Source organism: Bdellovibrionota bacterium, from assembly GCA_040386775.1.
In the GTDB taxonomy this organism is placed as follows: Bacteria; Bdellovibrionota; Bdellovibrionia; order Bdellovibrionales; family JAEYZS01; genus JAEYZS01.
The window spans coordinates 65,485-76,593 of sequence record JAZKEU010000008.1; the positions used below are offsets into that span (position 1 = coordinate 65,485).

Below are 11,109 nucleotides of genomic sequence, written 5' to 3' on the forward strand. Positions count from 1 at the left end.
ATGTTCCCGGATGTTTTTATCGCTGCTGATTATATGATCGCGCGGATGAATGATTTGGTAAAAGGTCTGTACGTGAATTCTGCTCGCATGAAAGAAAACATTGATCTTTCGGCAGGGAATTTGTTCAGCTCACATGTACTATTGGCATTAGTAGATAAAGGCTTATCTCGTGAAGATGCTTATGCGGTGGTGCAGAAATCGAGTCATGGACTCAAGAAGAATGAAACTCTTCTGAATGCCCTCAAGAAAAATAAAGAAGTTACAAATCTATTAAAGATACCTGAGCTAAATAGTATCTTTAGCGGCAAAAGACACATGGAAGTTCTTTTGAAACGATTCAAGGAGTTAGAACGAGATCTTAAAAAATAAATCTTTAGAGAGATTCGGAAGAAAGATCAGAAAGAAAGGTTAGGAATAAATATGAGTTACACCAAAGGTTCCTTGCTCTACGAAGGAAAAGCGAAAACAATTTTCTCGGTCCTTGAAGATGAAAATTTACTTTGGCAAGAGTTCAAAAACTCTTTGACGGCCTTCAATGGCGTTAAAAGAGGAGAGTTTGATGTTAAAGGTTCCTTAAACCGCGACATCTCATCCAAAATATTCAATTATTTAAAATCAAACAATATTCCTTCTCACATGGTGGATTTGATCGGTGAGAATGTCATGATCACGAAAAAATTAAAAATGATTCCCTTGGAAGTGGTCATGAGAAATATTGTGGCGGGAAGCCTAAAGAAAAAATTCAATTTGGAAGAAGGAAGAGAAATCAATCCCGCTCTGGTGGAGTTTTACTTTAAAAATGATGAGCTCAATGATCCTTTTATTAGCGATGATCACATCTTGATGCTAAAAATATTAGATTCAAATCAAATTGCCCAAATTAAAGAGTTGGGGCTGGCTGTGAATAAAAATCTAAAGGATTTTTTTGCAAAAGTTGGAATTGATTTGGTGGATTTCAAAATCGAAATTGGTTTTGATAAAGATGGTCAGATTTTACTGGCTGACGAAATTTCTCCGGACTCTTGCAGATTATGGGACTCAAAAACCAAAGAAAAATTCGACAAAGACAGATTCAGATATGATCTCGGTGACGTAAAAACAGGCTACATCGAAATCTACAACAGACTAAAAAGTACCCCCTAGTTTTTCGCGTCTATGCCGCGTTAATTATGATAAAAATATTAAGGAAGGAAATTATGAAAATTGGAGTAAAAGTTTTACCTAGAAAAGAAGTTCTCGATACGCAAGGAAGAACTGTTCAAAGTAGTCTTTCAGAAAATGGTTTTTCAGTTTCTAATTGCACAATAGGTAAGTATATCGTGCTAGATGTGAATGCTAAAAATTTTGAAGAAGCCAAAACTCAAGTCACAAAGATGGCCGAGTTTGTGCTCTACAATCCCTTGATTGAAAACTATGAAGTGGAGCAATTATGACGCACTTGCGACACAGAAAGGTGCGAGGTACCTTTTTATGAGTAGGGTTGGAGTGGTGCGATTTTTAGGGACTAACTGTGATCGGGATATTATTCAGGCTGCGCGGGAATTTGGGGCGAAGGCGGAATTTTTGTGGTTTCAAGATCAGTTTAATATTGATGATTATGATGCTGTTGTTTTGCCTGGGGGCTTTAGTTATGGGGATTACTTGAGGACTGGGGCTTTGAGTGCGCGAACACCGGTCATGAAATCGGTGAGGGAATTCTCGCAAAAAGGAAAACCGGTCTTGGGAATTTGTAATGGTTTTCAAATTTTATGTGAATCAGGACTTCTGCCAGGTGTGTTGATGAGAAATCAAAATATGAAATTCATTGATCAATGGGAAGAGCTGGAAATTTTAGACAATAAAAATCCTTGGACACAAAAGTATTCCGTGGGTCAAAAAATTAAACTTCCGATTGCTCATGGTGAAGGAAGATTTTTTGCTGAAAACGATACGGTTAAAAAAATTAGAGACAACAATCAGATTCTTGCGACTTATACAAATAATCCCAACGGCTCAGCCTATGATATTGCGGGAATTACGAATGACAAGAAAAACGTTGTGGGTCTGATGCCCCATCCGGAAAGAGCTCTCTATGATTGGATGGGATCTTCCTTAGGGAAAGGATTTTTCTCATGGCTATAAAAATCGAGTCTCATGAGACCTTGCTACAAAAATTCAAGAAATACCGTATTAATCAAAAAGAATACGATATGATGTGTGGGCTTTTAAAAAGAGAACCACAGGGAGTGGAGTGGGCTTTGTTTTCGGCGCTTTGGAGTGAGCACTGTTCTTATAAGAGTTCCAAAGTGCATTTAAGAAAGTTCTTTAATAAAAACCATAGAGTTCTCGTGAGCGAAGGGGAAAACTCCGGGGTCATTGATCTTGGAGAAGGGGAGAAGATTTCATTTAAAATGGAATCTCATAACCATCCAAGTTTTATTGAACCATATCAGGGAGCCGCTACGGGAGTTGGAGGAATTTTAAGGGATATCTTCACCATGGGCGCAAGACCGGTCATGACCGCAAATTATCTTTGCTTTGGTGATAAAGAAGCGTCTCGCATGAAATCACTCGTGGAAGGTGTCGTCGGTGGAATCAGTGGATATGGAAACTGCGTAGGCGTACCTGCGGTGACGGGGTTCACGGAATTTCATCCGAGCTACAATAAAAATATTCTCGTCAATGCTTTTGCTCTTGGAGTTCTATATCCCGGTGAAGAGTTGGCATTATCCAAAGCTCATGGTGTTGGAAATCTAGTTGTCTATGTAGGTGCAAAGACAGGACGTGACGGAATTCACGGTGCGAGTATGGCTTCGGAAAGTTTTGATGATAAGTCTGCGCAAAATAGACCGACAGTTCAAATTGGCGATCCGTTCTTTGAAAAACTTTTGATCGAATCTTGTTTAGAAGTCATCAGAGAAGATCTCGTCGTGGCGATCCAAGATATGGGAGCGGCGGGGTTAACATCTTCTTCCTTTGAAATGTCATCTAAAGGACAAGTGGGATTAAAAATGGAACTGGATAAAGTTCCATTAAGAGATTCTACTCTCACTCCGGAAGATATTTTGTTGTCGGAGAGCCAAGAAAGAATGCTCTTGGTTTGTGAGCCTAAAAAATTAAAGCGCATCCAAGAAATTTTCCATCGCTGGGGACTAGATGCCACAACGATCGGTGAAGTTCTGCCAGGAAAAAATATTCAACTCTTCTGGCAGAATGAAAAAATTTGTGAAATTGACCCCGATCTTTTGGTGGAAAATGCGCCTAAGTACGAACGACCATACAACCTCAGAGTGGCAGGATCTAAAGGTCGAAAAAACAGGGGCAGTTCTAACTTTGAAGTTTTTGACGTCAAAGAAACATTGGAAGAAATTCTATCCAGTGAATACGGCACTTCAAGAAATTGGATTTTCAGTCAGTATGATCAAAGAGTGGGAAGTCAAACGGCGATGGATTGTTCAAACTCCATCGGTGTCACAAGACTTGAACATTCGAAACGTGGCTTAGGGCTTTCGTTAGGCTGTCGTCCTTATCTCATGAGGTTAGACAGTCATGTGGGCGCTGCGGATTCTGTGCTCTACCCGGCATTGAACTTGGCGGTAAAAGGATTTGAACCTCTAGCGCTAACAGATTGTTTAAATTTTGCAAGTCCTGAGAACCCAGAAATTATGACGGAGTTTGTAACGAGCGTTGAAACCATCAGCGCTGTTTGCAAAGAACTCAATGCTCCGGTGATCAGCGGTAACGTGAGTTTTTATAATGAAACACTTGGTTCACCCATCACTTCGACGCCGGCGACGGGTATGGTAGGCATGAGAGCTTCCGTAGAAAATATTCCAAGCGATTACTTTGGGGAAAAACAAACGGTTTATCTTGTTTACAATCATCAATTGGAAACGGGCGGAAAAATCGAAGAGATGTTCAAGAACAAAATTTACGCCCAAGATAAAGACATCGATATCAAGGATACAGCGTCTTGGATTCTGGATCTTTTGGATATAGCCAATGATTCGAATGTGAAAATGTCAAAGACCTTGGGTAAATTTGGATTGGCCTATGCTCTTTCGAGAGCGTCTACGGAATTTGGTGTCGTCTGTGATAAACTTCCAAATTTTATTAAAACTAAGGAAGATCTCTTCAGAGAGAGAATGTATGAAGTACTTTTTGCAGTAGAGAATGGTCCAAAGTTTGAGGATGCGCTGAGATCAAAGAATCTTCAGTTTGCAAAACTTGGCGTATCGGCAAAAGATAAGCTAGTCATTGAATCGTATCTGAACACTCAACTTGCGAACTTAAATGAGAAATACAAAAACTCATGGGAGAATTTATTTTGAAAGTGAATTCGGAGAAAGTAAATTCAGAAAAAATCAGTTCCGGAAAATTTAAAGACGAATGCGGTGTTTTTGGTGTTTGGAATGATAAAGAAGCTTCCAAGCTCACCTACCTTGGGCTCTTTGCCCTACAACATCGAGGGCAAGAGTCAGCAGGAATTGTCTCACTTCAAGGACGCGGAGAAGAAGGCATTCAAACGTCCTTTAAGGGCTTAGGACTTGTTCACGATGTTTTTAATGAAGAAAAACTAGAGAGTTTAAAAGGCGATGTCGCCATCGGGCACGTGAGATACTCAACGACGGGATCAAATCTACTCCAAAATGCCCAGCCTCTAACGGCAAGGCTGAGAAGAAGTGACATTGCCATTGCTCACAATGGAAATATTGTAAATGCCCACATCCTCCGTGAAGGACTCATCAAAGAGGGATCTATCTTTCAGGCAACGAGCGATACAGAAGTTCTCTTGCATCTTTTAGCTAAAAGAAACCATATGAAATTTATGGATGCCCTCAAAGAATCAGTTCAGATGCTGGAAGGTGCTTTTAGTATTTTACTCATGACACAGAAAAAGCTAATCGCCATCCGTGATCCATTGGGTTTTAGACCCTTGGTTGTGGGTGTTCGTAAAAATGAAAAAGGTGAGAAGAGCTATATTTTTTCAAGTGAAACATGTGCTTTTGATTTGATCGAGGCAGAGCTCGTGCGTGAGATCGAACCCGGGGAAATATTTTGGGTCGATGAAACAGGTGAGCACTCGATTAAAATTGATTCTCCCATTAAAAAAGCAAAATGCATTTTTGAACATGTGTATTTTTCAAGGCCCGACAGTCTGGTCTTTTCTAGAAGTGTTTACGAAACGCGAAAAAACCTAGGTAGATTATTAGCGTTCGACAATCCCACGGAGGCAGATATTGTAATTCCCGTTCCCGACAGTGGCGTTGCGGCAGCTCTTGGTTATGCCGAAGAAAGTAAAATTCCCTTTGAGATGGGGATCATCAGAAATCATTATGTGGGAAGAACTTTTATCGAGCCTAAACAAGCCATTAGAAATTTTGGCGTAAAGGTTAAGCTCAATCCCCAAACTCATATCTTGAAAGGGAAAAGAGTAATTGTAATAGATGATTCTTTGGTTCGAGGAACTACGAGTAAGAAAATCATTGGCTTAATTCGTCAAGCCGGTGCCAAAGAAGTGCACTTAAGAATTGCAGCTCCGCCGACAACGGGTCCATGCTTTTATGGAGTGGATACTCCAAGGAAGTCCGAGCTGATTGCAAGCCATAAATCTGTAGAGGAGATCAGAGAATACATTGGCGCAGATACTCTGGCCTACTTATCAGAAAAATCATTATTTAAATCCGTCAATGGTTCAGAAGATGAGTTTTGTGCAGCTTGCTTTACAGGAAAATACCCAACTCCGCTGCACGGACTAAGAAAAGACTAAAATAATTGTGAACAGTTTTTTGTACTAGTAGCTTCGGCTATTATAGCCAACTGTTGGATTCTCTCGTCTGTGTAAAGAACACCACTAAATCCTTCGCCGTTTCGGATAAGATCTAAAAGTCTTTGTTTGGCCTCTGGGTCTTTGAATATTCTGTTTCTTAAAGTATTCACTTTAAGTCTAAATTGGTCTGTGAATAAATTTAAATTTTTAACTATTTTTGCTGCATAAAAAGGATGAATGGCGAGGACTCTGCCTCCGTCTGGAGTTACTTCTGCTTTAAGAATTTGTTCTGGATTATTTATTAATGTATTGAAAAATACTCTGGTCAGAGGAGACTTGGCCATCAATGCTGAGGATTCAAATTCAATAATCAACGGCATTTTGAGCTCTACGGCTCTATCATAGGCTCTTGACACCTGGAGTGAAAGAGAATCAAAAGCTAAAGCAAATTCTAAGAATTTTTTTGTCTCTAAACCTGTGTCTCCAAATTCTATGCTTTGAAAGAAGAGTAGGATGCCTCTTAAATCATAATTGTGTGATAAAATGAAAGAGTTGAGTACCAAACGTTTGTCACCCCGAACAGCCACAACTGTACCTTTGATTTCAGGATGATTTGAATTATAAGCTGAAAAAACATATTCTTGTAGAGCTGTTTCAGATCTTTTTGCATAGGCGTAAGATAGAGCCAAGCGTTCTTCTTCTACGGTTGTCTTTCCTTGAAAGGGAATTATTTTTTTTAAGCGAGTTATGAGCGACTTTTGGTTTTTCCAACGGTCAGGTCTTCCTGTGAATTGTTCCAGCGTTTCTAATACTTCTGCATTGGATAATTTTTTTAAAGCGGAGTACTTCGGAGCATCTTGTGGCTTTTCAATATTTGATGTAATAGGCAATTCTTGAGTGGCCTGCGCACTCATCGCAATAAATAGGGACAAAATTAAAGGTATTAGTTGGTTCATATAGACTCTCCGTGGGGAGAATCTGTATACGGGATGTGCCGCTGTTTGTCTCTGGTTTTGAATTTTCTTCTTGGGCCTAAAGAATTTTAGAGGTTCTCTCTGCATATATTAGAGCTGAATCGGTGCCAGAATGGGTGTCCAGTTTGCTATATAAGGAGGTGAAACGGAAGTTTTACTACCTAGAGATATAATTCTTAGGTTACATCAGGTGGAGTATTTATGAATTTAAAAAAAATAACGTTCGGTTTGCTTGTGAGCTTAGTATCAGTTCAGGCCGCGGCTTTTTCTGATATCGGAACATCTAAAACCAGTTGCAGTTCTGCAAAAAGAGACGCACAGGTGATTGCCCAAAGTCACTGTTATAGTCTGGATACAAAACCCAAGTTAACCATGGGATCCTGCACTCAAAGAAAATTGCAAGGCAAGAAGCAGTACCGAGTACCAGTTTATTATAAATGCATGGTCCAAACCGCTAGCTTTGACTACGAATAAACACTTGAAGAAAGTCTAGACTGCGCAGTTTGATCGCAAAACATCGCAAAACTAAGTCCAGGCCAGTATTAAATTTTTATCACAATTGTAAAATAAAGAGATGCCTAAACATCTTTCTATTTTTATCGTTCTTTTAGCTACAGTATTTTTTTCTACTTCTTGTGGTAAAATGAGATCAACCGAAAAAGTCATTGAAGCCCCTTTCAGTGAGGAAGAGGGAAACCTAATTCTAGATATGTGGGATACCGTTTCAAAACTCGTGGATTCTATTTATGGAAGAAGCGATTTGCGAAAAGAGCGATTCCGCCAGATGAATCACCGTATTGATTCTTGCCACGCCGACTTCACTCAGTTTCATTCCTTTGCAGAAATGCAAAATTATTTTATAGTGAAGCACTTAGAAGAAAGACCAGCACAGATTCATTTCTTGGCAGGCTACTTTGATCTTCCGACAGAAATAGAAAAAATATTTCCCACTTCACTCATCAGTCACGAAATGTGTCCCATCACGAAAAAAAGTTTGACGGCATCTCTTCCTGAAGGAAAAGTTCCAGATGAAGACACCATTGCAAAGTTAAATGAATTTTCAAACATCAGTAATGGCTTAAGATCAGAATTTCTAACTCATCGAAATACTCCTCGTGCTTACGAAACTAAATTGGCGGTGAGCCAACATTGGGCCAAACTTGCAAAATGTTTGTCTTATGTTGAGTCTTATACAACAGCAGATACCACTAGTTCTAAAAACTATGCAAAAAAATATGCTCCGGCAGACTATAGAAAGCCAGCGGGAGTGGCTTTCTATATCGATGAAGCTCAGCCGGAAGAAAGTAAATTGAACATTGGCACTTACCAGTTCGATCCAGATATCACGGGAAATGTGCGTGCGTGCGCAAGACAGTGGAATAATTTATTCCCGAGTTGCAATATAGGTTTGAGTACATCAGATGATGAAATGATCAGGCTCTTAGGTAGCGAGTTGCAAACTTTTAATATTTTTTGCGGGATTAATAAAATCCATCAAATGTTTTCTGTCCAAGTGAATTCGACCAATGCCAAAAGAACCCATATAAATAATAAAACCAATAACAAATTAAAAGATTCAAAAGAAAGATGTGTTTCTATTAATTTCTATTCTAAATATGCTTACAATCATTTTGGTCCATTCCAAAATTCCTCGGGAAAAAATCTAAAAGAATTAATGGGATGTTATTTTAAATAAAGAGAATTTTCGATAAGGCCATTATTGTAGTACTGAATAGTGGCTTTTAATTTTTTTTCTAATTCCAAATTATTTTCTATAGAATTTTTAAATTTCAAATCTTTTTCAATATTGAAGGTAAGGGTTTTATGTCCCGGTCTCATCTCCACGGCATACTTATTGTTGACCAGATAATAAGTTTGATCATTGAGCAGAGTCACTTCCGAGGGTTTGTCATTAAATATACTTTTCCCAAAAAGATTTCGATTCGAATCTTGAATCTTAAACATATCGAGTAACGTCGGCATAATGTCGACTTGCTGAGTGAGTTTGTGAGAATTTATTTTGGGCCAATCAGAAAATGTAGGATGATAAAAAATCATAGGAACCCTAAATCGACCTAGAGAATTATCAAATTCTTCGGTGTACGGAAGAGAAGTGTGATCGGCAGTGATGACAAACAAAGTATTTTTAAACCACGGTTTATTTTGGGCTGTTTCAAAAAATTTTCTTAGTGAATGATCAGTATAGTAAATGGCTTGTAAGATAGGAATCTTGCCTTTAGGAAAATCTTTGTATGCCTCTGGAATTTTATAAGGATGATGGGAGGTGAGTGTAAAGATTCCACTAACAAAAGGTTTTTTCATCTTGTCTATTTCAGTCAAGGCAAACTGTAAAAAAGGTTCGTCATAGATTCCCCAAAAACCATCAGAATCTTTGGGATGAGGGTGATCATCAGAAGAGTAGTACTTATCAAAGCCCGCTTTCTTGGTGAATTGGTCAAAGTACATAGTGCCCGGTAAGCCTCCGTGAAAGAAGCTTGTTTCGTATCCAATATTTTTAAAGTAGGTGCCTAGGCCGCGGAGTTCGTTATTGAAGTAGGGCGAAGTCACATAGGAATCTGACATCAAGGCCGGGATGCCCGCCAGGATAGAGGAAATGCCTTCTATGGATCTTCTGCTATTGGCGTAGTTATTGGTAAAGATCAATCCTTTTGCTGCCAATTCTTTTAAAAATGGTGTGAACTCTATGTAATCTTGAGAGAGGCTTTCAAATATAATGAGTACAATGTTGGTTTTGTTGATAGAGAAATTCTCTTTCCAATTTGTTTGGTCCGCAGCAAATCCATTTAAAAAAGGTTTGAGTTCTACAAAGTCTTTAAAGTCTTTTTTCTCTTTGAGTTGAGAAGAATTTTTTCCGCGTAATACAGTAAAAGAAGAGTTTAAGACCATTTGATTAAGGTAGCTTCCGTCAAAGATTATGGCATGGGTGATGGAGAGTGGTTTTCGTTGTAGTCCACCTCTGGCTCCTAGAGCTATCAAGGGAATAATAAGTACTAAGATGCATCCATAGATGACAGGCTTTAGGTAAACAGGGTTATTTTTAAAATAAGCCGCAAGCTTCCACGCGGTGTAAATAAAAAGTATCATCAGTAAAATATGCGTGGCCATTAAGAAGCCGTAGGTCATAAAGAAGGCCGAAATTTTTCCTTGTGCTTCTGTGAGGATATGAAGATTTCCTAAAGTCATTCTTCTGCCGGCAAAATTTGAAAACTCAACATCGATCTGATTGATGGCAATAAAGAAAGCATTTGGAATAAGAATTAGAAATTTAAGAATTTCGATTTGTTTTTTCTGGATTCTTTCAAGAGTTATAAAACTTAAAATAAGCGGAATGATATTGATAAAGAGGAGGGCATAAATATCAAATCTCAATCCATGAGCGAAGGCCAATAGAATATCGCTAGTTCTGGCCTCGGCAAAGCCATGATGGTTCCATACATAATAGATAATTCTTTCAATGGTGTAGAAACCCATTAAAATTCCAAACATGGAGACAACATAGAAAAATGGAGCAAATGATTTTTTCATCTTTAGGCTGTATTAAAGCCTGAATATTTTATTTTGTCATTTTTAGAATTGGTGTCGAGGCTGAAAAATGATCATAATTGGGGCTTGGAGTGTGGGATGAGAATTATTATAATTCTGATGTGTCTTTCGTTTGCGGCGAAGGCCAACGTGCAGTTTGAAGCGCCTAAAGTTCAGTCAGCCACTGTGAGTGATGTGAAGTTCACGGTGACTTCTCAAACTTATAAAATCATCTTTAAATCAGATGAAATTTCTTGGGGAACACGTATGTTTGCCAAGTATGAAACAAAGAGTACCGGTCAAGTTGAGGATTATGCAGTTGTGCAGTTCATTCGCGGATGTCATTTTAACAATTATGTTGAGAATGGGAAAATCGTCTATGTTGACAATATCTCAAGAGAATTCTTTAATGAAATGATCACATATAAACATCCGGAATGGGTAATCGATTCTGTCGACCTAGACCCTATGTACAATAATACTCCTGAGGGTTTTGAAAAATGGAATACGCGCCACGGCCTTTACCGCTGGAATCGCAAGCATAATTTTGACCAAAATGGAGAAGTGCTTTTTAAAGATGAAAAGCCAAAAAAACCTTATCTTTATGTTATGGATCACCCTGGAACTGCTTTCTTTCAGGATAGATGGGCTAAGAATATCTCTTTGGAATTTAAAGTCTGCCTCTACAAAACCAAGGACATCCCTGTTACGGCAGCTCCAAATGACTTGAATTTTGCAAAAGCGGTCCAGTGTTTCGATTGGAATAGCTCTTTTATTTATGATCATTTCAAAAGCACTTTTTCAAGGCCGACAGGACTACATCCTCATTGCGTAAAATAGATC

11 protein-coding genes are annotated in these 11,109 nt (G+C 38.7%); 9 read left to right on the top strand and 2 right to left on the bottom strand.

The features are described from left to right. The 6 genes from V4596_03235 to purF all read left to right on the top strand — a co-directional run. Positions 1-369, top strand: a 369-nt coding sequence (locus V4596_03235) for an adenylosuccinate lyase (protein ID MES2768135.1), incomplete at its 5' end; no start/stop codon positions are given. A 51-nt stretch (positions 370-420) separates the two neighbouring features. Further along, positions 421-1,143, top strand: a complete 723-nt coding sequence (purC, locus tag V4596_03240) for a phosphoribosylaminoimidazolesuccinocarboxamide synthase (GenBank protein MES2768136.1) — start codon at positions 421-423, stop codon at positions 1,141-1,143. A gap of 53 nt (positions 1,144-1,196) precedes the next feature. Then, positions 1,197-1,433 (top strand): phosphoribosylformylglycinamidine synthase subunit PurS, encoded by a 237-nt coding sequence (gene purS, locus V4596_03245; GenBank protein MES2768137.1) that lies wholly within the window; start codon positions 1,197-1,199, stop codon positions 1,431-1,433. Positions 1,434-1,470: 37 nt separating this feature from the next. Then, on the top strand, positions 1,471-2,121 hold the full coding sequence (gene purQ / locus V4596_03250; protein ID MES2768138.1) for a phosphoribosylformylglycinamidine synthase subunit PurQ: 651 nt from the start codon (positions 1,471-1,473) through the stop codon (positions 2,119-2,121). Then, positions 2,112-4,310, top strand: coding sequence for a phosphoribosylformylglycinamidine synthase subunit PurL (gene purL, locus V4596_03255; GenBank protein ID MES2768139.1), 2,199 nt, complete (start codon positions 2,112-2,114; stop codon positions 4,308-4,310). The genes purQ and purL overlap by 10 nt, the downstream gene beginning before the upstream one ends. Beyond that, positions 4,292-5,749, top strand: coding sequence for an amidophosphoribosyltransferase (purF, locus tag V4596_03260; GenBank protein MES2768140.1), 1,458 nt, complete (start codon positions 4,292-4,294; stop codon positions 5,747-5,749). The genes purL and purF overlap by 19 nt, the downstream gene beginning before the upstream one ends. Here the strand turns inward: purF and V4596_03265 are convergent. Then, complete coding sequence (locus V4596_03265; protein ID MES2768141.1) at positions 5,746-6,705, bottom strand: hypothetical protein; 960 nt, start codon at positions 6,703-6,705, stop codon at positions 5,746-5,748. The two genes, purF and V4596_03265, sit on opposite strands and share 4 nt — an antisense overlap. Positions 6,706-6,924: 219 nt before the next feature. On the opposite strand from V4596_03265, the gene V4596_03270 reads away from it, so the two are divergent. Beyond that, complete coding sequence (locus V4596_03270; protein MES2768142.1) at positions 6,925-7,197, top strand: hypothetical protein; 273 nt, start codon at positions 6,925-6,927, stop codon at positions 7,195-7,197. 169 nt (positions 7,198-7,366) lie between these two features. Then, positions 7,367-8,419 (top strand): hypothetical protein, encoded by a 1,053-nt coding sequence (locus tag V4596_03275; GenBank protein MES2768143.1) that lies wholly within the window; start codon positions 7,367-7,369, stop codon positions 8,417-8,419. Here the strand turns inward: V4596_03275 and V4596_03280 are convergent. After that, positions 8,407-10,269: a sulfatase-like hydrolase/transferase gene (locus V4596_03280; GenBank protein MES2768144.1), complete on the bottom strand. Its 1,863-nt coding sequence runs from the start codon at positions 10,267-10,269 to the stop codon at positions 8,407-8,409. The genes V4596_03275 and V4596_03280 overlap by 13 nt on opposite strands. Before the next feature lie 96 nt (positions 10,270-10,365). On the opposite strand from V4596_03280, the gene V4596_03285 reads away from it, so the two are divergent. Beyond that, positions 10,366-11,106 (top strand): hypothetical protein, encoded by a 741-nt coding sequence (locus tag V4596_03285; GenBank protein MES2768145.1) that lies wholly within the window; start codon positions 10,366-10,368, stop codon positions 11,104-11,106. Positions 11,107-11,109 lie beyond the last annotated feature (3 nt).

Bases quoted from the DNA above. Each gene is read 5' to 3' on its own strand.
- purC (MES2768136.1), top strand. From the start codon at position 421: ATGAGTTACACCAAAGGTTCCTTGCTCTACGAAGGAAAAGCGAAAACA.
- purS (MES2768137.1), top strand. From the start codon at position 1,197: ATGAAAATTGGAGTAAAAGTTTTACCTAGAAAAGAAGTTCTCGATACG.
- purQ (MES2768138.1), top strand. From the start codon at position 1,471: ATGAGTAGGGTTGGAGTGGTGCGATTTTTAGGGACTAACTGTGATCGG.
- purL (MES2768139.1), top strand. From the start codon at position 2,112: ATGGCTATAAAAATCGAGTCTCATGAGACCTTGCTACAAAAATTCAAG.
- purF (MES2768140.1), top strand. From the start codon at position 4,292: ATGGGAGAATTTATTTTGAAAGTGAATTCGGAGAAAGTAAATTCAGAA.
- V4596_03265 (MES2768141.1), bottom strand. From the start codon at position 6,705: ATGAACCAACTAATACCTTTAATTTTGTCCCTATTTATTGCGATGAGT.
- V4596_03270 (MES2768142.1), top strand. From the start codon at position 6,925: ATGAATTTAAAAAAAATAACGTTCGGTTTGCTTGTGAGCTTAGTATCA.
- V4596_03275 (MES2768143.1), top strand. From the start codon at position 7,367: ATGAGATCAACCGAAAAAGTCATTGAAGCCCCTTTCAGTGAGGAAGAG.
- V4596_03280 (MES2768144.1), bottom strand. From the start codon at position 10,269: ATGAAAAAATCATTTGCTCCATTTTTCTATGTTGTCTCCATGTTTGGA.
- V4596_03285 (MES2768145.1), top strand. From the start codon at position 10,366: ATGAGAATTATTATAATTCTGATGTGTCTTTCGTTTGCGGCGAAGGCC.